Genomic DNA, 23,370 nt, shown 5'->3' on the forward strand with positions numbered 1-23,370 from the left:
ACGGAAATACCCCCCGAAGCCCCACCACCTCTCAACGAAGGGGAGCTAGTAGATGAAGAGAAGGATGGTGACTGGCGTCGCCGTTGGCGTCGCAGCCGCCCTCGCGCTCGCCGCCTGTGGCGGCGGGGGCACGGAAACCAACACCGACAGCAGCGGTGGCGGCACCACCACCGCCGCGTTCGACGCCGCCAACGGCAAGGTGTTCAACCCTTCTGACAAGAAGGGTGGCACGTTGAAGATGGCCATCTCGTCGGACTGGGACTCGGTCGACCCCGGCGACACGTACTACGGTCTGTCGTGGAACCTCGCCCGCCTCTACACCCGTTCGCTGACCATGTTCAAGGTCGGCCCGGGCAAGACCAGCAGCGAGCTGACCGGTGACCTCGCCGAAGGCCTGGGCGTGCCCAGCGAGGGCGGCAAGGTCTGGACGTACAAGCTGCGTCAGGGTCTGAAGTTCGAGGACGGCACCCCGATCACGTCGAAGGACGTCGAATACGGTGTGTCGCGTTCGCTGGAGAAGGCCACGCTGGTCAACGGCCCGACCTACTTCAACGACTTCCTCGACCTCAAGGGCTACAAGGGCCCCTACTCGAGCAAGGGTCAGGACAACCCGGCGATCGACACGCCGGACGACCAGACCATCGTGTTCAAGCTGAACAAGCCGTTCGGTGGCTTCGACTACTTCGCGCAGATCCCGGCCACCGCGCCGGTCCCGGCCGCGAAGGACACGGGCGCCAAGTACAAGGAGCACGTGGTCTCCTCGGGCCCCTACAAGTTCGAGAGCTACTCGGCCGGTAAGGGCTTCAAGCTGGTCCGCAACGACCAGTGGGACCAGTCCACCGACCCGAACCGCAAGGCTCTGCCCGACGCGTACGACGTGACGATCGGCGCCAACGCCGACGACATCGACAACCAGATCATCGACGGTTCCCTCGACGTCGACATCGCCGGCACCGGTGTGCAGCCCGCGGCTCTGTCCCGCGTGCTCGGCACCCCGGACATCAAGGCCCGCGCCGACAACCCGCTCAGCGCGCGTCTGAACTACGTCTCGATCAACCCGAACGTCCCGGCGTTCAAGAACATCGAGTGCCGCAAGGCCGTGGAGTACGCGGCGGACCGCACCACCTACCAGACGGCGTACGGCGGCCCCCAGGCCGGCGGCGAGATCGCGACGGGCCTCCTCCCGCCGCAGCTCCCGGGCTTCCAGAAGCTCGACGTGTGGTCGGCCGGCGCGGACAACAAGGGTGACCTCGACAAGGCGAAGGCCGCTCTGCAGGCCTGTGGCTCGCCGAACGGTTTCGAGACCAACATCGCCTACCGGGCCGAGCGTCCGAAGGAGAAGGCGACCGCCGAGGCGCTGCAGCAGTCCCTGGGCCGGGTCGGCATCAAGCTCACGCTCAAGCCGTTCCCGACCGGTGACTACTTCGCGCTGTACGCGGGCAAGCCGAGCTACCGCAACTCCAACAACCTCGGCCTGATGGTCAACAGCTGGGCCGCGGACTGGAACGACGGCTTCGGCTTCCTGTCGCAGATCGTCGACGGCCGGGTCATCCGGGAGACCGGTGGCTCGTCCAACCTGAGCGTCAACATCCCCGAGGTCAACAACATGATTGACCAGGCGATCGCCGAGACCGACACCGCCAAGCGGGACGCGCTCTGGGGCGCCATCGACAAGCGGGTCATGGAGGAGGCGGTGATCCTGCCGGGCGTCTGGGCCAAGCAGGTCACGGTGCGTTCGAAGAACACCACCAACGTCTTCGTCAACGACGCGTACGGCCAGTACGACTACCTGTCGATGGGCGTCCAGTAATCCGTCAGCGCTAAACCCCTTGGTTAGCAAGCACCCCAAGTGAGGTAGGTGAAGGCGAGCGGCGGCCGGCCCGTCCCGGTATGGGGCGGGCCGGCTGCCGGAGCCGAACTCCGTGGTCGCGTACATCATCCGGCGTCTCTTCGGCGCCGTGCTGACACTGGTCATCGTCAGCATGATCACTTTCGGCATCTTCTACCTGGTGCCACGCTGGGCCGGCGGCTCCGCCGAGGACCTGGCCTCCCGCTACGTCGGCCGCACGGCCAACCCGGAGCAGGTGGCCGAGGCGGCGAAAGGGCTCGGCCTGACCGACCCCTTCTTCATGCAGTACTGGGACTGGCTGCGGGCCATCTTCGTCGGGCGCGACTTCGCGTTCGGCGCCACGCAGGCGCACTGCCCCGCGCCGTGCCTGGGTTACTCCTTCATCGGTCGTAACCCGGTGCTGCCGGACATCCTCGACCGCCTGCCGGTCACCGCGTCACTCGCCTTCGGCGCGGCGATCATCTGGGTGATCTTCGGTGTGGCCACCGGCGTGCTGTCCGCCCTCAAGCGGGGCAGTATCTTCGACCGGCTCGCCATGGGCGTCGCGCTCGGCGGCGTCTCGCTGCCGATCTTCTGGACCGGCCTGGTCTCGCTGGTCATCTTCAGCTACACGCTCCACTGGACCAAGCCCGGTGGCGCCTACACACCGATCGAGCAGAATCCCGGCGAATGGGCGTACAGCCTGTTGTTGCCCTGGATCACGCTCGCCCTGCTGTTCTCCGCGGCCTACGCCCGGCTGACGCGGGCGGGCATGCTCGAGACGATGGGTGAGGACTACATCCGCACGGCGCGGGCCAAGGGACTCCGGGAACGGACGGTCGTGACCAGGCACGGCCTGCGCGCGGCGCTCACCCCGATCGCGACCATCTTCGGCCTCGACGTCGGCCTGCTGATGGGTGGCGCGGTGCTCACCGAGAGCACCTTCTCGCTGCCGGGCATCGGCAAGTACGCGATCGACGCCATCAACGCCAACGACATGCCCAAGGTGATGGGTTTCGTCATCTTCGCCGCGGGCTTCGTCGTCATCGCAAACCTGATCGTGGACGTGGTGTACGCGGTCATCGACCCGAGGGTGAGGCTGGCCTGATGCCTGCTCCAGATGCCTTCCTCGATGTGCGGGACCTGCGCATCCACTTCCCGACCGACGACGGCCTGGTCAAGTCCGTCGACGGCCTGACGTTCTCGCTGGAGCGCGGCAAGACGCTCGGCATCGTCGGCGAGTCCGGCTCCGGCAAGTCGGTGACGAGCCTGGGCATCCTGGGCCTGCACAACAAGCGCAATGCCCGGGTGTCCGGCCAGATCTCGCTCGACGGCACCGACATCGTCAACGCCGACCCGGAGACCGTGCGCAAGATGCGCGGCCGCCGGATGGCGATGATCTTCCAGGATCCGCTGTCGTCGATGCACCCGTACTACACGGTCGGTCACCAGATCATCGAGGCCTACCGGGTGCACAACAACGTGTCCAAGGCGGTCGCCAAGAAGCACGCCATCGACATGCTGGGCCGGGTCGGCATTCCGCAGCCGAACCGCCGGGTCGACGACTACCCGCACCAGTTCTCGGGCGGCATGCGGCAGCGCGCCATGATCGCGATGGCGCTCTCCTGCGACCCCGAGCTGCTGATCGCCGACGAGCCGACGACGGCGCTCGACGTGACGGTGCAGGCGCAGATCCTCGACCTCATGCGGGACCTGCAGCAGGAGTTCAACTCCGCGCTGATCATCATCACCCACGACCTCGGTGTGGTCGCCGAGCTCGCCGACGACGTGCTGGTCATGTACGGCGGCAAGTGCGTCGAGTACGGCTCGGCCGTGACCATCTTCGAGGAGCCCGAGCACCCGTACACCTGGGGTCTGCTCGGCTCGATGCCACGGCTCGACCGTGGCGTGACCAACCGGCTCATGCCGATCAAGGGCAACCCGCCCTCGCTGATCAACGTGCCGTCGGGCTGCGCGTTCCACCCGCGCTGCGCCTACGAGCCGCAGACCGGCGGGCTGGGCCGGACGGAGGTCCCGGAGCTCGTCGAGTCCGGCCGGGGCCACCTCGTGCGCTGCCACCTGCCGGTGGCCGAGCGCAAGCGGATCTGGCAGGAGCAGGTCCGTCCCAAGATGGAGGCAACATCATGACGGAGAGCATCGCCCGGGAAGGCGTGACCACGCAGACCCCGAAGCAAGAGGCGCTGCTTTCGGTCGAGGGGCTGCAGAAGCACTTCCCGATCACCAAGGGTCTCTTCAAGCGCCAGGTCGCCGCGGTCAAGGCCGTCGACGGCATCGACTTCGAGGTCTTCAAGGGCGAGACCCTCGGCCTCGTCGGTGAGTCGGGTTGCGGCAAGAGCACCACGGGCCGGCTGATCACCCGGCTGGCCGAGCCGACCGCCGGCCGCATCAGGTTCGACGGCTCGGACATCTCGCACCTCAGCACCGGCGCCATGCGGCCCTACCGGCGCGACATGCAGATGATCTTCCAGGACCCGTACTCGTCGCTGAACCCGCGGCACACGGTCGGCACGATCGTCGGCGCGCCGTTCCAGATCCAGGGCGTCAAGACCCCGCACGGCGTCAAGCGCGCCGTGCAGGACCTGCTCAAGCTGGTCGGCCTCAACCCGGAGCACTACAACCGCTACCCGCACGAGTTCTCCGGCGGCCAGCGGCAGCGCATCGGCATAGCCCGTACGCTCGCCCTCAAGCCGAAGCTGATCGTGGCCGACGAGCCGGTCTCGGCGCTCGACGTGTCGATTCAGGCCCAGGTCGTCAACCTGCTGGAGGACCTCCAGGAGGAGCTCGGCCTGACCTATGTGGTCATCGCGCACGACCTGTCGGTGGTGCGGCACATCTCGGACCGGGTCGCGGTCATGTACCTCGGCAAGATCGTCGAGTTGGCCGACCGCGAGTCGCTCTACCGCAACCCGCGGCACCCGTACACCGTGGCGTTGATGTCGGCGGTTCCGGTGCCCAACCCGCGTCGGCGCGAGAGCAACAAGCGCGAGCGGGTGCTGCTCACCGGCGACGTGCCGAGCCCCATCGATCCGCCGTCCGGCTGCCGGTTCCGCACGCGCTGCTGGAAGGCCCAGGACATCTGCGCCACGGAGGAGCCGCCGCTGGTCGTGCGGCCGGGCGACCTGCCGGGCCACCAGACGGCCTGCCACTTCCCGGTGGCCGACGACGAGGAAGTCGCCGGCCGCAGCAAGGCTGCTGTCTAGCCCTCGGGGCGGTTGAGCAGGCCGAGCGCGATCGAGTGCACGGCGTCGAGGTCGGCCGGATCCTTCAGGCCGGCCTTGCCGCCGGTCACCGTGTACCACTCGGCCGCGTCCTTGTATTGAACGCGCAGCACGACGGTGCCGTCGGTCAGCTCGGTGCGCAGCGTCAGGTCGCCGGTCACGACGCCGACCTCGTCGGTCATCACGCCGCCGGGGCCGGCGGTCAGATCGGACTGCTTAGTGCTTGGCTCGGCCATGGGCAGGTCTCCAGCATGTCGGCTAGCGCGTCCTTCTCCGCACTGGTCACCGTCAGCTTCCAGTAGTGCTTGACGGCGATCCAGTCCTGGGCATATTCGCACCAGAAGTCGCGCCTGCTCGGCTTCCACTGCGACGGGTCCTGGTCACCCTTTGCCCGGTTGCTCTGCAGCGAAACCGCGATCAGCTGCGGCCGGTCAAGGTCGTTGGCGAAGTCACCGCGCCGCTTGTCGTCCCACTCGTCGGCGCCGGACCGCCAGGCGTTGGCGAGCGGCACCATGTGGTCGATGTCCACGTCGGACGGATCGGTCAGCACCCGGTTGTCGTAGACGCTGTCCCATCGCCCGCCGACCACGTTGCAGCCAGCCCCCTCGACGCCCGTGCCGTCGCGCTTGAGCACCGTGTCGCGGACGTCACAGTTCTCGCCGGCCCGGCGCCAGTGCGGGAACCGGTCGCGGCTGTAGCCCTTCATCGAGCCCGCGCGGGCGACGGTCAACTGGTCGAGCAACCGGGTCGACTGGGTGGCGCTGGTGCCGTTGGCGCTCGGGCCAGGCGCGCCGGGCTCGATCGGGACGCAACCGGCGGCGCCGGCCAGGAGCAGGACCATGAGGACAATGCGGGGGGTACGCACGACCTAAGCGTGCAGTCCCCGCGCAACCCAGGCCAGAACCCCGAGTGCTTTCGGCGATTCGGTGGTAGTCCGTGATCGCGCGGGGCAGATTGGGCACATGACCGTCCCCACGCCACTGCGGCTCAAGTCCTCCGCCGGTCGTGGCGTGCTCTTCGCAACCATCCTGGCCTCCGGAATCGCCTTTCTGGACGGCACGATCGTCAACGTCGCGCTGCCGCACATCGGCGCCGACCTGGGCTCGACCGTCGCCGGTCTCCAGTGGACCGTCAACGGCTACCTGCTCACGCTGGCGGCGTTCGTCCTGCTGGGCGGCTCGCTCGGCGACCGGCTCGGCCGCCGAAGGGTCTTCGTGCTGGGCATCGTCTGGTTTACCGTGGCGTCGCTGCTGTGCGCGCTCGCCCCGACGATCGGCATGCTGATCGGCGCCCGTTTCCTGCAGGGCGCCGGCGCCGCGCTGCTCACCCCCGGATCGCTGGCGATCATCCAGGCCTCGTTCCAGGCCGACGACCGGGGACGGGCCATCGGGCTCTGGTCCGGCTTCTCGGGGATCTCGACCGCGCTGGGCCCGTTCGTCGGCGGCTACCTGATCGACGCGCTGTCGTGGCGCTGGGCCTTCCTGATCAACCTCCCGCTCGGGGTTATCTCCATCCTGGCGTCGGCCCGCTGGATCCCCGAGAGCCGCGCGCCCGCGGAGCACACCCGGTTCGACGTGACCGGCGCGGTGCTCGCCGCCCTCGCGCTCGGGGGCATCACGTTCGCGCTGATCGAGGCGCCCGACGACGGCTGGGGCGCGCCGTTGGTGGTCGGGGCGATCGGCGTCGGCGTGGCGTCGGCGGTCGGCTTCGTGCTCGTCGAGCGCCACAAGGGCGACGCGGCCATGACACCGCCCGCGCTGTTCCGCAGCCGCGTCTTCTCGGTGCTCAACCTCTATACCGTCGCCGTGTACGCCGCCCTCAGCGGCCAGAGCTTCTTCCTGGCGGTGACCCTGCAGAACGTCGCGGGCTACGACGCGTTCCAAGCCGGCGTCGCCACGTTGCCCGCCACCGTGCTGATGCTGCTGCTGTCGGCGCGCTCAGGCGACCTCGCCACCCGGATCAGCCCGCGATGGCAGCTCACCATCGGCCCGCTCATCGCCGCGGTCGGCGTGATCCTGCTCCGCCGCGTCGGCCCGGACACCAACTACCTCACCGACGTCCTGCCCGGCGTGCTGCTGTTCGGGCTGGGCCTGGTCACTCTCGTGGCCCCGCTGACCACCGCCGTGCTGGGCGCGGTCAGCATGCAGCACTCGGGCGTCGCAAGCGGCGTCAACAACGCGGCCGCCCGCGCCGGGGCACTCATCGCGATCGCCGCGCTGCCACTGCTGGTCGACCTCACCGGCGAGGCGTACGAGGTGCCGTCCCAACTCACCTCGTCCTTCCGCGCGGCGATGCTCTGGTGCGCGGGCCTGATGGTGGTGGGCTCGGGCCTGGCCCTGGTCTTCTGCGGCAACCTGCCGTCGCTGCTCTGGCACCGCGCCGTCACGGTCATGACGTCACCGCACCATTCGGTCCACCCGGTCGACGAAGGGGCAAGGCAGAGCTGACCGGGCGCACGGGGCAGCACGTGAACGATCGTCGAACTATCCTGCCCGCGTGCGAACCACTCGTAAGCTCGCCGTCCTCGCGGCCGCCCTGATCGGGACGGTCGGCGCCCTAGCCGTGGCGCCGGCGGCCCAGGCCGCGGCCCCGCCGGCGTCGCTGGGCACGTTCCAGCTGCTGGCCGCCGCCAACTACCACTACGTCAATGTCGCCTACGAGAGCTGGCCGGGCGAGTGGGACGTGGCGTGGCCCAACGCCCGCGATCCGCAGACCGAGGGCACCCACTTCACCTTCCGCGACGCCGGCGACGGTGACATCGCCATCGTCCAGGTCAACGGCAGCCTACTCACCTTGGTGAGCGAGGCGGAGCCACTGCGCTGGCGGCAACCCGCGACCCCGCAGAACCCCGACGAGATCGTCGACGCGCAGCGGTTCCGGATCGTGCCCAACTCGGACGGCACCATCAGCCTGCGCAACAAGGTCAACGGCAAACACGTCAGCGCCGAGAACAAGGGCGCGGCGCCGTTGCACGCCAACCGCGACTCCGTGGGTCCCTGGGAGAAGTTCCGGCGGTTCGCCGCCGGCTCCGCCCCGGGTCCGGTGCTCGCCTACGTCAATCAGCAATACGTGTCGGCCGACTCCGCCGGCACGAAGCCGCTGATCGCCAAGCGGCCCGAGATCGGGCTGTGGGAGCACTTCTTCGTCGAGGATCTCGGCAACGGCGAGATCGCGCTGAAGTCCCTGGTCAACGGCAAATACGTGTGCGCCGAGGCGCGCGGCGCCCAGCCGCTGATCGCCAACCGCGACGCCGTCGGGCCGTGGGAGACCTTCAAGTTGGTGCGCAACACCGATGGCACGCAGAGCCTGATCGCGAAGATCAACGGTAAGTACGTCTCCGCCGAGTCGGCCGGGACGAAGCCGCTGATCGCCAGCCGCACGGCCATCGGCGTGTGGGAGCGTTTCGACATCCACGCGCTCTAAAGGCCGGAGCCCGGCACCCGATGGTCGGGGTGCCGGGCTCCGGTCTTTCCGGGATCGCCGGTTACTTGCGGGCGCGGTTCACCGCGCTGGTGATGGCGCGCATCGAGGCGTTGACGATGTTGGGGTCGAGGCCGACGCCCCAGACGGTGGTGCCGTCGACGTCGCACTCCACATAGGCCGCGGCCCGGGCGTCGCCGCCCGAGGACATGGCGTGCTCGGCGTAGTCGAGCACGCGTACGCGGATGCCCATGGTCTGGATGGCGTTGACGTAGGCGTCGATCGGGCCGTTGCCGACCGCGGTCAGCACGCGCTGCTCGCCGGCGTAGCCCACCGTCGCCTCGACCTCGACCTTGTCGTCGACCGTGGCCGTGGCGTACCCGTGCAGGGTGATGTCGCTCGACCGCGGCGTGAGGTACTCGGCCGCGAAGATCTCCCACATCCGCTCGGGCTCGACCTCGCCGCCCGTGCTGTCGGTGTGCGCCTGGACCACGCCGGAGAACTCGATCTGCAGCCGGCGCGGCAGGTCGAGGTTGTGCTCCTCCTTCATGATGTACGCGACCCCGCCCTTGCCGGACTGCGAGTTGACCCGGATGACCGCCTCGTAGGTGCGGCCCACGTCGCGCGGGTCGATCGGCAGGTAGGGCACGCCCCAGGTGAAGTCGTCGATCGGCACGCCGGCGTCCTTGGCGTCGGTGGCCAGGGCGTCGAAGCCCTTCTTGATCGCGTCCTGGTGCGAGCCGGAGAAGGCGGTGTAGACCAGATCACCGGCGTACGGGTGCCGCTCGTGCACGGGCAGCTGGTTGCAGTATTCGACGGTCCGCTTGACCTCGTCGATGTTGCCGAAGTCGATCTGCGGGTCGACGCCCTGCGAGAACAGGTTGAGGCCCAGCGTGACCAGGTCGACGTTGCCGGTGCGCTCGCCGTTGCCGAACAGGCAGCCCTCGACCCGGTCGGCGCCGGCCAGCACGCCCAGCTCGGCGGCCGCCACGGCGGTGCCACGGTCGTTGTGCGGGTGCAGGCTCAGCACGACGCTGTCCCGCCGGGGCAGGTTGCGGTGCATCCACTCGATCGAGTCGGCGTAGACGTTGGGCGTCGCCATCTCGACGGTCGCCGGCAGATTGATGATCAGCGGGCGGTCCGGCGTCGGGTCGATCACGTCGATGACGGCGGAGCAGACCTCCAGCGCGTACTCGAGCTCCGTGCCGGTGTAGGACTCGGGCGAGTACTCGTAGAAGATCTGGGTGTCCGGGGTGTGGATCTCCGCATACTTCTGGCAGAGCCGCGCACCGCTCGTGGCGATGTCGGTGATGCCGTCCCTGTCGAGGCCGAACACCACCCGGCGCTGCAGCGTCGAGGTCGAGTTGTAGAAGTGCACGATCGCGCGCTTGGCGCCGCGGATCGACTCGAACGTGCGGTCGATCAGGTGCTCGCGACACTGGGTCAGCACCTGGATCGTCACGTCGTCGGGGATCATGTCGTCTTCGATGAGCTGGCGGACGAAGTCGAAGTCCGTCTGGCTGGCTGACGGGAAACCGACCTCGATCTCCTTGTAGCCCATCTCCACCAGCAGGTGGAACATCCGGCGCTTGCGCTCGGGCGACATGGGGTCGATCAGGGCCTGGTTGCCGTCGCGCAGGTCGACCGCGCACCAGCGCGGCGACCGCTCGATGCGACGGGTGGGCCAGGTGCGATCGGGGAGGTCGATGCCGAACTGCTCGTGGTACGACGCGTACCGCTGGAACGGCATGCGACTGGCGCGTTGGCGGGCGATCGGGTTCTCGGACGCTACGTCAGACATCGCGGAAGAGCTCCTGAGGCTGGAGAGTCATGGGCGCCATCGGGCGGCGTGGTCAACGGTTCGGTGTGCAGCGAACGGACGGCGCGACTCAGCTCCGCGACGGGGTGCCGGCCTAGAGGGCCCCGTCGCGGCAAGGAAGCAGGAGCTGCCGGTGCCACATGACACGATCACCCTACGTGAGCCCGTCGTGATTTGGCCAAAGCCCTTCCGCACTCTGAGACGAAAGTCTCGCTACGGGGTCGGTTGGGCACTCGCCGTGACGGACGGCGTCGGGGTGGGCGGCGCCTCCATCCCGAGCGGCTTTTCGTCGGTAACCGGGCCGGGCAGCGACACGCTCGCGGGGGCCGGACCGGGCGGACCCGCCAGCACCAGGTCGCCGTAGTCGAGGCGGGCCGCGGTCAGCGTGCCGTCCTTGTCGTAGCAGTAGATCCCGACGTCGAGCACGGCGTTGACCGAGGCGGTGGTGGTCTCGACCGCGAAGCACTCGCCCTTGGCACCCGGCACGGGCGCGGCGGTCGAGACGTCCAGCGGCGCGCCCTTGTCGGTCAGGACGTGGCGGACGGTCACCAGCGTGCGCTGCACCTGAGGGTCGATCGAGTGCGGCACGTCGGCGTCCTTGCCGCCGATCTTGACGCAGGTCGGCGAGATCGGCTGGTCGGCGGACGGCAGTGCGCACTGGAACAGGCCGATCTCGTTGCGCACGATCGAGATGTCGACGGTGCCGCCGAGGGCGAGGTCGGGCACGTCGACCCGCCAGCTGCCGTCGGGCGCGATCGTCAGCGAGACGCTGCGGTCCTGGCCGTCGGACTTGTAGCTGTAGATGGCGGTGAGTGTGCGGTCCTGCGCGGCGGCGGCGAGGGCGGCGAGCTGGTCGCGGGCGTCCGCGGTCGGCTGCTGCGTGCCGGTGGGGGTGGGCTCGGTCGGCTCCGGTGCGGGGTCGCCGCCACAGCCCGTGAGCATGAGCACGGCGGCCAGCGCGCCGGCGAACCACCGGCGCGGGCTCACCCCGTACGCCCACACGGGGTTCATTGTGCTGGCGTTGGCATGTAGACCGGTCCATGCGTACCGGCGTGTCTCGGGGCGGTTCGAACTTCTGATCGTGAACGGTGCGTGACGGTCCGTCAGATGGTGGGATCGCGACTCCCCTCACACCGGGGCCGCCGGTACCCTGACGGGGGAAAATCGCGCGCCGCCGGCGGCCAACCCGGCGGCGTTTGGCACGTTTGGCGAGAGGGAGCGACCCGCGGTGGCGCTTGTTGTGCAGAAATACGGCGGCTCGTCGGTCGCCGATGCCGAGCGGATTAAGCGGGTGGCCGAGCGCATCGTCGACGCGCGCAAAGCGGGCAACGACGTGGTCGTCGTGGTGTCCGCGATGGGCGACACGACCGACGAGCTGCTCGAGCTGGCCCACCAGGTGAGTCCGCTGCCGGCCGGGCGCGAGCTCGACATGCTGTTGACCGCCGGCGAGCGCATCTCGATGGCGCTGCTCGCGATGGCGATCCACAACCTGGGCTACGAGGCGCGGTCCTACACGGGTTCGCAGGCCGGCGTGCTGACCACGTCGGTGCACGGCCGGGCGCGGATCATCGACGTCACGCCGGGCCGGCTGCGCGGCGCGCTCGACGAGGGCGCGATCGCGATCGTCGCCGGCTTCCAGGGCGTCTCGCAGGACACCAAGGACATCACCACGCTGGGCCGGGGCGGCTCAGACACGACCGCCGTCGCGCTGGCCGCGGCGCTCTCCGCCGACGTGTGCGAGATCTACACCGACGTCGACGGGGTCTTCACGGCCGACCCGCGTATCGTGCCCAACGCGCGGCACATCAAAGAGATCACCTACGAGGAGATGCTCGAGCTGGCCGCCTGCGGCGCCAAGGTGCTGATGCTGCGGTGCGTCGAATACGCGCGGCGCTTCAAGGTGCCGATCCACGTCCGCTCGTCCTACTCGCAGAACACCGGCACTATCGTCACCGGATCGATGGAGGATCTTCCCGTGGAGCAGGCACTGATCACCGGAGTCGCTCACGACCGCAGCGAGGGGAAGATCACGGTCGTCTCCGTTCCGGACGAGCCGGGCGCGGCCGCGAAGATCTTCGAGACGGTGGCCAATGCCGAGATCAACCTCGACATGATCGTGCAGAACATCTCGACCGGTCAGCCCGGCGCGCACCAGACCGGCCGCACTGACATCTCGTTCACGCTGCCGCGGGCCGACGGTCCGGCCGCGTTGGCCGCGCTCAACCGGATGCAGGCCGAGATCGGCTTCGAGTCGCTGCTCTTCGACGACCACGTGGGCAAGGTCTCGCTGATCGGCGCGGGCATGCGGTCGCACCCTGGTGTCGCGGCCAAGTTCTTCGCCGCGCTGGCCGAGGCCGGCGTCAACATCGAGATGATTTCCACTTCGGAGATCCGCGTCTCGGTGGTCTGCCGCGACACCGACCTCGACGAGGCGGTCCGCGCCGTCCATGACGCCTTCGATCTCGGGGGATCCGAGGAAGCGGTGGTCTACGCGGGGACCGGGAGGTGAGCCCGGTGTCCGGTCTGCCTTCGCTGGCCGTGGTCGGCGCGACCGGAGCCGTCGGCACCGTGATGTGCGAGCTGCTGTCGGCGCGGAAGAACGTCTGGGGCGAGATTCGGCTCCTGGCCTCCGCGCGATCCGCGGGCCGCAAGATCTACTGCCGCGGCGAGGAGCTCACGGTCCAGGAGCTGTCGGAGTCGACGCTGGCCGGCGTCGACGTCGCGATGTTCGACGTGCCTGACGAGGTGTCGGCGTCATGGGCGCCGAAGGCGGCCGCGCTGGGTGCCGTCGCCGTGGACAACTCGGCCGCCTTCCGGATGGACCGCGACGTGCCGCTGGTCGTGCCGGAGATCAACCCTGAGCAGATCCGCAACCGGCCCAAGGGCATCATCGCCAACGCCAACTGCACCACCCTGGGCATGATCGTGGCGATCGCCCCGCTGCACCGCGAATACGGTCTGCGGGAGCTGGTCCTCTCGTCCTATCAGGCGGTGTCCGGTGCGGGCCAGGTCGGCGTCGACACGCTGCACGACCAGCTGAGCAAGATCGCGGGAGACCGGGCGCTGGGCTCGCGGTCCGGCAACGTCCGCCAGGCGGTCGGCGACGACCTGGGCCCCTTCCCGGCGCCGCTGGCGCTCAACGTCGTGCCGTGGGCCGGGTCCTTGAAGGACGCCGGCTGGTCGTCGGAGGAGCTCAAGCTCCGCAACGAGTCACGCAAGATCCTGGGCCTCCCGGACCTCAAGGTCTCGGCGACCTGCGTCCGGGTGCCGGTGGTGACCGGCCACTCGGTGGCGGTGCACGCCGTCTTCGGCGCCGAGGTCACGGCCGAAGGCGCCCGCGAGGCGCTGCGCAACGCCCCCGGCGTGATCCTCGTCGACGACCCGGCGGCGGGCGAGTTCCCGATGCCGATCGACGCGGTGGGCACGGACCCGTCGTGGGTCGGCCGGATCCGGCGGGCCATGGACGATCCCCGCGCGCTCGATCTGTTCGTGACCGGCGACAACCTGCGCAAGGGGGCGGCCCTGAACACGGCGCAGATCGCCGAGCTGGTGGCCGCGGAGCTCGCCGCGGCCAAGTAGTCGCGCAAGGAACGGACCGTTGCTCACGCTTTCCGCATAGGAACGGTCCGTTCCTAACGTCGCGGCGCGGTCGGCCGGCGCGCCGCGGCCGGGCGGCGCGGTCGGGCGGCGCGGTCGGGCGGCGCGGTCGGGCGGCGCGGTCGGGCGGCGCGGTCGGGCGGCGCGGCCGGGCGGCGCGGCCGGGCGGCGCGGTCGGGCGGCGCGGTCGGGCGGCGCGGTCGGGCGGCGCGGTCGGGCGGCGCGGCCGGGCGGCGCGGCCGGGCGGCGCGGCCGGGCGGCGCGGTCGGGCGGCGCGGTCGGGCGGCGCGGTCGGGCGGCGCGGTCGGGCGGCGCGGTCGGGCGGCGCGGTCGGGCGGCGCGGAGAGCTCAGGCGCCGAGTTGGCGGCGGACCTCGGCGGCGACGCGGCCACCCTCGGCCCGGCCGGCGACGGCGGCCTGGGCGGCCTTCATGGCCGGCCCCATCTGCGCCTTGCCGGTGAGCGACCCCGCGGCCAGCGCTTCCGACACGACGGCGGACAGGTCGTCGTCGGAGAGCTGCTTGGGCAGGTAGCGGTCGAGCACCTCGCCCTCGGCCGTCTCCTTCGCCGCCTGCTCGGCCCGGCCGGCGTCGGCGAAGGCGGTCGCGGCCTCGCGGCGCTTCTTGGCCTCGCGGGTGAGCACGGCGAGGATCTCGTCGTCGGTCAGGTCGCGCTTCTCCTTGCCCGCGACCTCGGCGTTGCCGATGGCGGCCAGGGCCATCCGGAGCGTCGACGTGGTGGTCTCGTCGCGCGCCTTCAGCGCCGTCCGCATGTCGTTGGTGAGGACGTCCTTGAGCGTGCTCATGAAGCCACAAACTACCCTGAGATCCATGCGAAAGCGCACGGTATACCGGCTGGCGGCCGGCACGGTCGTGGCAGGGGCGGCGACCCTCGGCTACGCCGCGCTGATCGAGCGAAACCTCTTCACCCTCCGGCGGTACGACGTGCCGGTGCTGGCCACCGACGCCGAGCCGCTGCGCATCCTGCACCTCTCGGACCTGCACATGATGCCCGAGCAGCGGCGCAAGCAGCGATGGGTGGCCGCGTTGGCCGGCACCGACCCCGACCTGGTCGTCGTCACGGGCGACAACATGGCCAACCCGGGCGCCGTACCCGGTGTCATGCGGGCCCTGCAGCCCTTGCTCGACGTGCCCGGCGCGTTCGTCTTCGGCTCCAACGACTACCGCGGGCCGGTCTTCAAGAATCCGTTCGGCTACTTCGCCAAGGACCGCGAGTACGTGCAGGGCGTCGACCTGCCGACCGAGGAGCTGCGCGAGGTGCTGGTCGGTGCGGGCTGGGTCGACCTCAACAACGCGCGGACCACGCTCAAGGCCGGCGGGCGGCTCGTCGAGCTCGTCGGGGTCGACGACCCGCACGTGGAGCGCGACGACTACCCGTCGGTCGCCGGGCCCGCCTCACCCGCCGCGGACCTCCGGTTGGCGCTCACCCACACGCCCGAGCCGCGGGTCCTCGACGCGATGGCCCGCGACGGCTTCGACCTGCTGCTCGCCGGCCACACCCACGGCGGCCAGGTCTGCGTACCGCTGGTGGGCGCCCTGGTGACCAACTGCGGCCTGCCCCGGTCGATGGCCCGCGGGCTGCACCAGTGGCCCGATAGCGCCGCCTGGCTGCACGTCTCGGCCGGCCTCGGCACGCACCCGACCGCCCCGGTCCGGTTCGCCTGCCGCCCGGAGGCGACGCTGCTCACGCTCATCCCACGCTGAGTCGGTATACCGAATTTGACCCGGGTGGGCGGTGGGCTAGTATTGCTCGGCACGCCTCGGGGTGTGGCGCAGTTTGGTAGCGCGCTTCGTTCGGGACGAAGAGGTCGTCGGTTCAAATCCGGCCACCCCGACAGATGCAAGGCCCTGACCAGCCGAAACGCCGGTCAGGGCCTTTCTTGTGCCACCGGCTGGAGGAGCCACGGTGCCTCGCTGCGTGACCCGGCTGGAGACGGAGACGCTCGTCTCGCGCCGCATGATCGTGCTGCTCGACGATGCCGGCGACTACGGGCTGGCCGGTGACGACTGGTTGTCGGTGACCCCGAACTGCGTGGTGGCGATCAGCGCCGGCGCCACCGACCACTACGCGCGCGTCAGCGTGGAGATCTGGGACGGCGTGCCGCCGCTGCTCGACGGGTGGGAGAGCGGCAAGGCCGGACGCGTCCGGCTGGACAGTGGTTACCTCGAGATCCAGCCGACCGATACGCACGTGCTGCGGATCGGGCCGCCCGGCCACTACGAGTTGCGTGCCTACAGCGCCGGTCGGGCGCGGATCGCCGCCGCCACGCCGCGGGCCGGCATCGAGGAACTGCGTGGCGTCGAGTCGTTCCTGTTTCAGTTCTGGGCCGCCGACCGTGCCTAGAGTTGCGGCATGTTCCGCGATGAGGATCTCGCCCTGCTCGCCCGGCCGCTGTACGCCTTTCTCACCGTCGCGCCCCGCGGTGGCCGGTGGCCCGCGCCGCGGCCGGTGTGGTTCGAGGTGGCCGACGACCGCACGCTGCGGATGTTCTCGGTGCCGGATGCTCCCAAGCTCGAGCGGCTCCGCGCGCAACCGCGGGCGTCCGTCGTGGTCGCCGCGCCGGTCGGTGAGCCTGAGCAATGGGTCGCGGTAGAGGGCTCGGTCACGCTTCACGACGACGGCGCCGCGGACCTCGCCGTTCGGCTCGCGGTCCGCTACTGGGACATGGACAACCTGGACCCGATGCAGCGGCAGCTGCTCGAGGACTACCGGACCGGCGGCATGGTGCGCATCGTGCTCCACCCGGAGAAGGTCAACCGCTTCACCGTCTGACCGTCAGGGTGACACTCCCGAGGTCATCGGCGCTGACCAAGTACGTGTCTCGCCGCCATGTCCAAAGTCGACTGTTTGAGCCTCCCGTTGACGGGCACTCACCGGGCCGAACCGGGATGAAGCGCCTGTTAGACGGCGTTTGCCCGCGAACTGGGAGGAGCTCGAATGACCACCCCTACGACCGGACACGTGACGAGCCACAGCACCGACGCTGACCGGCGCACTGATACCGGCTACGACGTCCGGGAGCGCCGTGTGCACGGCGACGAGACCAAGCCGTCGTTCAAGACCACAGAGCTCGTCCTCTACCTGGCCGCGGTGATCGGCGTGCTGATCGCGTCCGCCGTGACCGGCGACGTCGGCAACGAGAACGGCGGAGACGTCTTCGCCGCCGACAAGGCGTGGTGGTTCATCACGCTGCTGACGGTCGGCTACATGGTGAGCCGCGGCCTGGCCAAGTCCGGCAGCCGCAGCCGCGACACCGACCCCCGCAACCGGTAACTCCCCACGGACGCCGGACCGGTCGCCACCGCGACCGGCCCGGCGCACCCGGGTCAGCCGGCTGCTCCCGCGGCCAGGCGGGCGCGCTGCGGCTCAGCCGGTCTTGCCGGCCGCTGCTCCCGCGGCCAGGCGGGCGCCGTCACGACCGTCGCGCTTCACGCCGTAGAGCGCCGCATCCGCCCGCCGCAGTGTCCGTTCCGGTGGCTCGTCCGCGTCGACCAGCGCGACCCCGATCGACACCGTCCGTCCGATCGCCCGGGCCGCCGACGTGAGCCGTTCCGCGATCACCATCGCCTCGCCGGGGTGGCGTACCTCCAGAACAGCCACGAACTCGTCGCCGCCCAGGCGGAACAACTCGTCGACGTGGCGGAGGGCGTTCTGCAGCGCGCGGGCCACCGCCACCAGGACGGCGTCGCCTTCCTGGTGGCCGTACGTGTCGTTGATGACCTTGAACTGGTCGATGTCGATCGCGAGCAGGGCGGTACGGCCCGGTACGGCGGTGCGGATCCGCTCGCTGAACGGTCCCTGGTGCCGCAGCCCGGTCAGCGGGTCGGAGTTCGCCAGTTCGCGCAGCTGGGCCAGCGTGCGCATCCGGTCGAGGCAAGCCCAGGCCTGGGCGGCGAGCAGCTCCATCAGGTTGACCGTCGCCGGGTCCGGGTCGAGGTTGCGTTCGTCGGCGATGAGCATGACGCCGCCGGCGTCCGGTGGGCCGACCGGCACCGTGATCAGCGTGGCGACGCCCGCCTCGATCAGCGGTCGGTAGATCTCGGGGACGCAGTGCCCGGTCTCACCCAGGGTGTACGCGGAGCCGTGCCGGTGTGCCAGCGCGAGGCACTCGAACAGCACCGACTCGGGCTGCGCCGTCATCACGTCGCGCAGGCGCGCCTCGAACGCGTTGGGCAGCACCGTCGGCATGCCCAGCCGGACCCGATGGCCGTCGGCCACCACCAGCACCGCTGCCGACAGGCCGGAGATGTCGCGGGCGGCGTCGTTGGCGGCCGCCATCAGCTCCCACTCCGTCGACGCCGCGGTGAGCGCGCCGGCGTGCCGGAGCAGCTTCTCGCTGCGCTTCTCGGCGGGCGGGCCGCCGAGCCGGGTGATCCGGTCGCCGAGGCACGCCGCGACCGCCTCCACGACTGCCTGCGCGTCGGCGACGTCGGTGGGAGTGCGCCATTCGACGTTGAGCACGCCGACCGGCCGCTCGTCGGTGTCGAGGAGCGGGGCGCTGATGTCGAGGGTCACGTCGAGCGGACCGATGGGGATGTAGTCCGGGTCGTCCCGCACGTCGGTGACGACCTGGGTGCGACCCGAGCGGAACGCCCGCCCGCAGACGCCGCGACCGGACTGCACCGCGGTGAAGACCTGCCACGCGCCGGCTGCGGCGACGCACCGGAGGTGGTCACGCACCGGCAGGAGGACAGCCGTCATCGCACCCGTGTGGGCACTGAGGGCGGCAACGGTCACCCGGCTGGCTTCTTCGGCGGACGAGGCCCGGGTCAGGCGCGTCGTCACGTCGCGGACGATGCGTTCTTGATCCAGTCGCACGGCAACTTTCCGGTGACGATGTGCGGTCGTACGCATAGCTGCGGCAAGACGAATAAACTTCGGCAGCCTACCGACTGTAGCCGGGAGGTCGCTGGCCAGCGGCGGCACGTCCCGGACATACCGGTTCATCCCGGAAACAGCGTGACCCGTCTCACGATGTGGACGACACGACAAGCAGAAGGCCCGCCGGCAGCGCGCCGGCGGGCCTTCTGGTGTGCTGCGAGGCGTCAGCCGCCGCGGCGGCCAGGCCCGTTGCCGGGGCCGCCGTTGCCAGGACCGCCGTTGCCGGGGCCGCCGGTGCCCGGACCGCCGCCGCCCTTGCCGTTGCTGACCTGGATCACCACGACGCCGCCCTTGATCGTGCGGCCGTCCGGCGATGTGCCGGCCACCTGACCGGCGGGGCAGCGCGAGTCGACGGGGATGCTGTCGACGTCGACCTCGAAGCCCGCGTTCTCCAGCCGGTTGCGCGCCTGGTCGACCGACGTGCACTCGACGTTCGGGATCGAGCGCTGGTCACCCATGATCATCTTGCTGTTGTCGGGTGCGACGAAGTCCTTGCGTGGCGCCTTCATCGCCTTCATCGCGTCGCGCAGCGTCTCGTAGACCGCCGGGTTGACGATGTCGTGCTCCATGTCGTGGTTGGTCTCGGCCCAGTCCGGGTCGGCCAGGATCCCGGCGACGGAGAGCTGCTTGGTCATCGTCACCAGCGACGCGGACTTCTCGCTGTCGGTGGTGCCGGACTTGCCGGCCACCGGGTAGCCCACGGTGCCGCGCACCCCGCCGGCGGTGGCGCCGGTGCACCGGCTGGTCGACGAGCGGTCGCCGACCGGGCAGCGGGCGGCGTCGACCGCGGCCCGCGCGACCTCGGTGTCAACCGCCTTGCGGCACCGCGAGGCGGCGACGTCGAGCTTGGCGCCGTCCGGAGCGATGATCTCCTGCACCGGGTTGGGCTCGCAGTATTTGCCGTCGGCCGCCAGCGTCGCGTAGGCGTTGGCCAGGTCGAGCGGGGTCGTGGCCGAGACGCCGAGCGTGAACGCGCCCCACTGGTCGGCGCCCTGCTTGTTGTTGGCGATCACCGCGTCGCTCTTGGCGCGGAACTTGATGCCCATCCGCTTGGCGGCGTCGACGACGTTGGCCGCGCCGGCCCGCTCTTCGAGTGGCACGAAGAACGTGTTGACCGACCGACCGAAGCCGCCCCACATGTTGTGCACGCCGGCCATGCTGTCGCTGGCGTTGGTCGGACAGTATTTGTTGGTGCCCCGGCAGGCGCTGGGCCCGTTGTATTCGACGATGTATTTCGACTTGTATTGCTTGGGCGCGTTGATGGTGTAGCCGAGCGGATAGCCCTTTTCCAGCGCCGCGACCACCGTGAAGATCTTGAAGGTCGAGCCCGCCTGGTAGCCCGTGATGTCACCGCCGCCGGACAGCAGCGGGTTGGTGGTGTTGGGGTAGGTGCCGCGGAGCTTGCGCTTCTTCTTGGCCGGGTTGGTCGACATGCCGTTCTGGGGCTTGTCGGTGGGGTCCAGCTTGTAGTTGCGGTTGACCGCGAGCGCGCGCACGAAGCCGGTGCCGGGCTCGATCGCGGCGACCATCAGCGCGTTGGGGTGGCTCTTGCTGGTCTTGTAGGCCTGCTCGACGTTTTTCTTGGCGGCGTCCTGCACCCGCGGGTCCAGCGACGTGACGATCTTGTAGCCGCCGCTCTTGAGCCGCCGTTCACGGTCGTAGGTCGTCGCGCCGAACGCGTCCTGGTCCATCCACCAGCGGTAGAAGAAGTCGCAGAAGAAGCCCCAGCTGTTCTTGGTGGTGGCCACGCAGCCGTTGGGCGCCCGCTTGCCCTTGACGGTCAGCTTGACCGCCTTGGCCTTGTCGCGCTGCTCGGCGGTGATGGCGCCGATCTCGAGCATGTTGTCGATGACGTAGTTGCGCCGGTCGACAGCCTGCGGGTAGCCCGTCTCGGTGGTCGGGTCGAACAGGGTCGGCGCCTTGACCATGCCGGCCAGCATCGCGGCCTCTTCGACCGTCAGGTCCTTGGGGTGCTTGGCGAAGTAGACCTGGGCGGCGGCGTAGACGCCGTAGGCGCCGTTGCCGAACGGGGCGGTGTTGAGGTAGCGCTCGAGGACCTCGTCCTTGCCGAGCTCCTTGTCGATCTGCAAGGCGTAGCGCATCTCGCGGATCTTGCGCTGGGGGGTGTCCTCGGTGGCGGCGACCACGTCCTGCGGGTCGGTCGCGGAGTAGGCGATGGCGAGCCGGACGTATTGCATCGTCAGCGTCGAGGCGCCCTGCGTCGTCTCGCCGGCCTGGTTGTTGGCGACGAACGCCCGCCCGATGCCCTTGATGTCGACACCGTTGTGCTTGTAGAAATCGTGGTCCTCGGCGGCGATCATGGCCTGCTGCATCACCTTGGCCACGTCTTTGAGCGGGACGTCGCGCCGGTTCTCGTCGTACATCGTCGCCAATGGGGTCTTGCCGTTGCTGGCGTAGATGTAGCTGATCTGCGGCGGGCGCTTGAGAGTGAGCTCGGTGGGGAGCTTGTCGAACGTCTCGACGCCGGCCTTGGCGGCCAGGCCGGACATGGCGACAGCAGGGAACGCGGCGGCGGCCACGACCACGCCCGCGAGCACGCCACAGATGATCAGCGACGCGGCGTTGGCGAAGATGTTGTGATCACGGCGCCGCATCCAGCTCTTCTTGCGTGGCTTCCCAGCCTTCGCACTCGGCTCACTCACCCCGCCAGGGTACGGGAACGCACAACAATCTCGCGTCCCGCGTAGGTGGCCGTAATGGCATAGGAATGAATCCGACGCGCCAGCACGCACGTCCTTCGGGAGCCGGCGTCGTTGTTGTGTTATGCGCACGCTCCGGCCGCCGGTGCGCACCGGCATCGAGGATTCTGCCGGACGGCTGTGGTTCGTGTTGGCTTTTGACCGAATCCAACCAAGATTTTCCGCGTACGGGGCATCTTCGCCGGCTCATAACGGGGTAGGCGAAGAGTGTCCCAGTTGTGATGTATTTATCTGACAACGTTGCGTAATCAGACGACTACGGAGCATGATGGCCAGGCGAGGATCGCGCGCCGCCCGCCGTCTCCGGGGGGACACGGAGTGGTGGGTGACCGGGGGCAACACCTGCCGACTCGAGGTCGGGCAGCCGACTGGTGTGGAGAGATCGGTAGCGGACTGCAAGGGGGGACGTGGACTGATGGGCATGATCACAGACTGGCCGACTTTGGCGGCATGCCAGAACGGAGACCCGGACGCGCTTTTCGTGCAGGGCGCCGAGCAGAACGTCGCGAAGCGGATCTGCCGAAGCTGCCCGGTGCGATACGAGTGCCTGGCCGACGCGCTGGACAACCGCATCGAGTTCGGTGTCTGGGGCGGCATGACCGAGCGCGAACGCCGCGCGCTGCTGCGCCGCCATCCGCAGGTGGCCAGCTGGCGCAAGATGTTCGAGGCCGCGTTGCGTAACAAGGACAAGTCGCCAGTCATGGCTGGCTGATCGCCGAGCCGATCGTCCGCAGCCCGTCGATGTCGTGGACATCGGCGGGCTGCGCCGTTACGGCGACGGTCGCGACGTGCGGGAACTCGGCCTCGAAACCCGCCGTCACGGTCCGCTCCCGGTCGGCCAGGGCCGCCAGGGACGCGTGGACGCGCAGCGCCGCGGCCGTCGGCGTCTGCTCGCCGGCCTCGTCGAGGGCGGCCGCGGCGGCCAGGCTGGCCTCGGCGCCCAGCTGCGGCGCCTCGGTCGTGTGCACCCGGTTGACCACGAGCCCCGCCAGCGGCATCCGCTCCTCGCCCAACCGGCGGGCGAAATAGGAAGCCTCGCGGATGGCGTCGGGTTCGGGGGTCGCCACGACGAGGAACGCGGTCTCCGGCGCCTGGAGGATCCGGAAGGTCTCCTCGGCCCGCTGCCGGAAGCCGCCGAACATGGAGTCGAGCGCTGCGACAAAACCTGACAAATCAGTCAAAAGCTGCGCGCCGAGCACCTTCTGTACGACCTTGGAGAAGACCCCGAACGACGCGGTCACCAGGCCGAAGACGCTGCGCCCACCGGCCCGCGCCGGCGCCAGCAGGAGGCGCAGCATCTTGCCGTCGAGAAACCGGCCCAGCCGGGCCGGCGCGTCCAGGAAGTCCAGGGCGGACCGGGACGGCGGGGTGTCGACCACGATCAGGTCCCAGTCGCCCTCGGCGTGCAGGTGGCCCAGCTTCTCCATCGCCATGTATTCCTGCGTGCCGGAGAAGGTCGAGCTCATCGCCTGGTAGAAGGGGTTGGCGAAGATCTCCGCCGCCTTCGCCGGGTCGGTGTGCGCCAGCACGACCTCGTCGAAGGTCCGCTTCATGTCGAGCATCATGGCGTGCAGCGAACCGTCGCCGTTTTCCCCGACGCCCTTGACCGGGCGCGGGGTGTTGTCGAGCTCGGTGAGGCCGAGGGACTGGGCCAGCCGGCGGGCCGGGTCGATGGTCAGCACCACCGTGCGGCGGCCATGCTGCTCAGCGGCCCGCAGCGCCAGCGCCGCGGCCGTGGTGGTCTTACCGACACCACCCGAGCCGCAACACACGACGATGCGGACGCCCGGATCGCTCAGGATCCGGTCGACATCCAGCCGCGGCGAGTGTTGATCCGAAGACACAT

General features: G+C 69.7%; 21 protein-coding genes and 1 tRNA gene. 14 read left to right on the top strand and 8 right to left on the bottom strand.

The annotated features are described in order from the left end of the window. The first annotated feature begins 52 nt into the window (after positions 1-52). From O7635_RS10890 to O7635_RS10905, 4 genes are all read left to right on the top strand, one after another. Positions 53-1,810, top strand: coding sequence for an ABC transporter substrate-binding protein (locus O7635_RS10890; protein WP_278080292.1), 1,758 nt, complete (start codon positions 53-55; stop codon positions 1,808-1,810). A 112-nt stretch (positions 1,811-1,922) separates the two neighbouring features. Further along, positions 1,923-2,936 carry an ABC transporter permease gene (locus O7635_RS10895; RefSeq protein ID WP_278080293.1) on the top strand — a complete coding sequence of 338 codons (1,014 nt, stop codon included), beginning with the start codon at positions 1,923-1,925 and terminating at the stop codon, positions 2,934-2,936. Beyond that, positions 2,936-3,976, top strand: a complete 1,041-nt coding sequence (locus O7635_RS10900; RefSeq protein WP_278080294.1) for an ABC transporter ATP-binding protein — start codon at positions 2,936-2,938, stop codon at positions 3,974-3,976. The genes O7635_RS10895 and O7635_RS10900 overlap by 1 nt, the downstream gene beginning before the upstream one ends. Continuing rightward, the gene (locus O7635_RS10905; RefSeq protein ID WP_278080295.1) at positions 3,973-5,049 is read left to right on the top strand and encodes a dipeptide ABC transporter ATP-binding protein; all 1,077 of its coding nucleotides are present in this window, start codon (positions 3,973-3,975) and stop codon (positions 5,047-5,049) included. The genes O7635_RS10900 and O7635_RS10905 overlap by 4 nt, the downstream gene beginning before the upstream one ends. Here O7635_RS10905 and O7635_RS10910 read toward each other — a convergent pair. Together O7635_RS10910 and O7635_RS10915 are read right to left on the bottom strand one after the other, a co-directional pair. Further along, positions 5,046-5,387 (bottom strand): hypothetical protein, encoded by a 342-nt coding sequence (locus O7635_RS10910; protein ID WP_278085439.1) that lies wholly within the window; start codon positions 5,385-5,387, stop codon positions 5,046-5,048. The genes O7635_RS10905 and O7635_RS10910 overlap by 4 nt on opposite strands. Then, the gene (locus O7635_RS10915; RefSeq protein WP_278085440.1) at positions 5,270-5,908 is read right to left on the bottom strand and encodes an HNH endonuclease family protein; all 639 of its coding nucleotides are present in this window, start codon (positions 5,906-5,908) and stop codon (positions 5,270-5,272) included. The genes O7635_RS10910 and O7635_RS10915 overlap by 118 nt, the downstream gene beginning before the upstream one ends. 121 nt (positions 5,909-6,029) lie before the next feature. On the opposite strand from O7635_RS10915, the gene O7635_RS10920 reads away from it, so the two are divergent. After that, the gene (locus O7635_RS10920; RefSeq protein WP_278080296.1) at positions 6,030-7,514 is read left to right on the top strand and encodes an MFS transporter; all 1,485 of its coding nucleotides are present in this window, start codon (positions 6,030-6,032) and stop codon (positions 7,512-7,514) included. Positions 7,515-7,563: 49 nt separating this feature from the next. Next, entirely contained in the window at positions 7,564-8,490 is a 927-nt protein-coding gene (locus O7635_RS10925) for a hypothetical protein (RefSeq protein ID WP_278080297.1), read from the top strand. A gap of 61 nt (positions 8,491-8,551) precedes the next feature. Here the strand turns inward: O7635_RS10925 and leuA are convergent, their stop codons facing one another. Then, complete coding sequence (gene leuA / locus O7635_RS10930) at positions 8,552-10,288, bottom strand: 2-isopropylmalate synthase (RefSeq protein WP_278080298.1); 1,737 nt, start codon at positions 10,286-10,288, stop codon at positions 8,552-8,554. Between the two features lie 231 nt (positions 10,289-10,519). Continuing rightward, complete coding sequence (locus O7635_RS10935; RefSeq protein ID WP_278080299.1) at positions 10,520-11,308, bottom strand: hypothetical protein; 789 nt, start codon at positions 11,306-11,308, stop codon at positions 10,520-10,522. 226 nt (positions 11,309-11,534) lie between these two features. On the opposite strand from O7635_RS10935, the gene O7635_RS10940 reads away from it, so the two are divergent. Next, on the top strand, positions 11,535-12,815 hold the full coding sequence (locus O7635_RS10940; protein WP_278080300.1) for an aspartate kinase: 1,281 nt from the start codon (positions 11,535-11,537) through the stop codon (positions 12,813-12,815). 5 nt (positions 12,816-12,820) lie between these two features. Next, positions 12,821-13,885: an aspartate-semialdehyde dehydrogenase gene (locus O7635_RS10945; protein ID WP_278080301.1), complete on the top strand. Its 1,065-nt coding sequence runs from the start codon at positions 12,821-12,823 to the stop codon at positions 13,883-13,885. A gap of 366 nt (positions 13,886-14,251) precedes the next feature. On the opposite strand, the gene O7635_RS10950 is transcribed toward O7635_RS10945, so the two are convergent. After that, the gene (locus O7635_RS10950) at positions 14,252-14,707 is read right to left on the bottom strand and encodes a GatB/YqeY domain-containing protein (RefSeq protein ID WP_278080302.1); all 456 of its coding nucleotides are present in this window, start codon (positions 14,705-14,707) and stop codon (positions 14,252-14,254) included. 25 nt (positions 14,708-14,732) lie between these two features. Here O7635_RS10950 and O7635_RS10955 point away from each other — a divergent pair, with 25 nt between their 5' ends. From O7635_RS10955 to O7635_RS10975, 5 genes are all read left to right on the top strand, one after another. Beyond that, positions 14,733-15,626, top strand: a complete 894-nt coding sequence (locus tag O7635_RS10955) for a metallophosphoesterase (RefSeq protein WP_278080303.1) — start codon at positions 14,733-14,735, stop codon at positions 15,624-15,626. Between the two features lie 57 nt (positions 15,627-15,683). After that, positions 15,684-15,757, top strand: a tRNA-Pro gene (locus tag O7635_RS10960). A 71-nt stretch (positions 15,758-15,828) separates the two neighbouring features. Then, positions 15,829-16,266, top strand: coding sequence for a hypothetical protein (locus O7635_RS10965; protein WP_278080304.1), 438 nt, complete (start codon positions 15,829-15,831; stop codon positions 16,264-16,266). Between the two features lie 9 nt (positions 16,267-16,275). Further along, positions 16,276-16,695 (top strand): pyridoxamine 5'-phosphate oxidase family protein, encoded by a 420-nt coding sequence (locus O7635_RS10970; RefSeq protein ID WP_278080305.1) that lies wholly within the window; start codon positions 16,276-16,278, stop codon positions 16,693-16,695. Between the two features lie 165 nt (positions 16,696-16,860). Next, positions 16,861-17,196: a hypothetical protein gene (locus tag O7635_RS10975; protein ID WP_278080306.1), complete on the top strand. Its 336-nt coding sequence runs from the start codon at positions 16,861-16,863 to the stop codon at positions 17,194-17,196. 93 nt (positions 17,197-17,289) lie between these two features. On the opposite strand, the gene O7635_RS10980 is transcribed toward O7635_RS10975, so the two are convergent. Both O7635_RS10980 and O7635_RS10985 read right to left on the bottom strand, forming a co-directional pair. Next, positions 17,290-18,735, bottom strand: coding sequence for a diguanylate cyclase (locus tag O7635_RS10980; protein WP_278085441.1), 1,446 nt, complete (start codon positions 18,733-18,735; stop codon positions 17,290-17,292). Positions 18,736-18,968: 233 nt separating this feature from the next. Further along, positions 18,969-21,419 (bottom strand): transglycosylase domain-containing protein, encoded by a 2,451-nt coding sequence (locus tag O7635_RS10985; protein WP_278080307.1) that lies wholly within the window; start codon positions 21,417-21,419, stop codon positions 18,969-18,971. A gap of 520 nt (positions 21,420-21,939) precedes the next feature. Between O7635_RS10985 and O7635_RS10990 the strand changes: the two genes are divergently transcribed. Beyond that, positions 21,940-22,236 (top strand): WhiB family transcriptional regulator, encoded by a 297-nt coding sequence (locus O7635_RS10990; RefSeq protein WP_203704386.1) that lies wholly within the window; start codon positions 21,940-21,942, stop codon positions 22,234-22,236. On the opposite strand, the gene O7635_RS10995 is transcribed toward O7635_RS10990, so the two are convergent. Further along, a complete protein-coding gene (locus tag O7635_RS10995) occupies positions 22,223-23,368 on the bottom strand; it encodes an ArsA-related P-loop ATPase (RefSeq protein ID WP_278080308.1) in 1,146 nt (381 codons plus the stop codon). The genes O7635_RS10990 and O7635_RS10995 overlap by 14 nt on opposite strands. Between the last annotated feature and the right edge of the window lie 2 nt (positions 23,369-23,370).

The sequence above is a fragment of the Asanoa sp. WMMD1127 genome (assembly GCF_029626225.1).
GTDB lineage: Bacteria > Actinomycetota > Actinomycetes > Mycobacteriales > Micromonosporaceae > Asanoa.

What these genes read in the sequence shown, in the direction of transcription:
- O7635_RS10890 (WP_278080292.1), top strand. Translation starts at nt 53, where the DNA reads ATGAAGAGAAGGATGGTGACTGGCGTCGCCGTTGGCGTCGCAGCCGCC.
- O7635_RS10915 (WP_278085440.1), bottom strand. Translation starts at nt 5,908, where the DNA reads ATGGTCCTGCTCCTGGCCGGCGCCGCCGGTTGCGTCCCGATCGAGCCC.
- O7635_RS10955 (WP_278080303.1), top strand. Translation starts at nt 14,733, where the DNA reads ATGCGAAAGCGCACGGTATACCGGCTGGCGGCCGGCACGGTCGTGGCA.
- O7635_RS10920 (WP_278080296.1), top strand. Translation starts at nt 6,030, where the DNA reads ATGACCGTCCCCACGCCACTGCGGCTCAAGTCCTCCGCCGGTCGTGGC.
- O7635_RS10950 (WP_278080302.1), bottom strand. Translation starts at nt 14,707, where the DNA reads ATGAGCACGCTCAAGGACGTCCTCACCAACGACATGCGGACGGCGCTG.
- O7635_RS10970 (WP_278080305.1), top strand. Translation starts at nt 16,276, where the DNA reads ATGTTCCGCGATGAGGATCTCGCCCTGCTCGCCCGGCCGCTGTACGCC.
- O7635_RS10975 (WP_278080306.1), top strand. Translation starts at nt 16,861, where the DNA reads ATGACCACCCCTACGACCGGACACGTGACGAGCCACAGCACCGACGCT.
- O7635_RS10900 (WP_278080294.1), top strand. Translation starts at nt 2,936, where the DNA reads ATGCCTGCTCCAGATGCCTTCCTCGATGTGCGGGACCTGCGCATCCAC.
- O7635_RS10990 (WP_203704386.1), top strand. Translation starts at nt 21,940, where the DNA reads ATGGGCATGATCACAGACTGGCCGACTTTGGCGGCATGCCAGAACGGA.
- leuA (WP_278080298.1), bottom strand. Translation starts at nt 10,288, where the DNA reads ATGTCTGACGTAGCGTCCGAGAACCCGATCGCCCGCCAACGCGCCAGT.
- O7635_RS10985 (WP_278080307.1), bottom strand. Translation starts at nt 21,419, where the DNA reads ATGCGGCGCCGTGATCACAACATCTTCGCCAACGCCGCGTCGCTGATC.
- O7635_RS10905 (WP_278080295.1), top strand. Translation starts at nt 3,973, where the DNA reads ATGACGGAGAGCATCGCCCGGGAAGGCGTGACCACGCAGACCCCGAAG.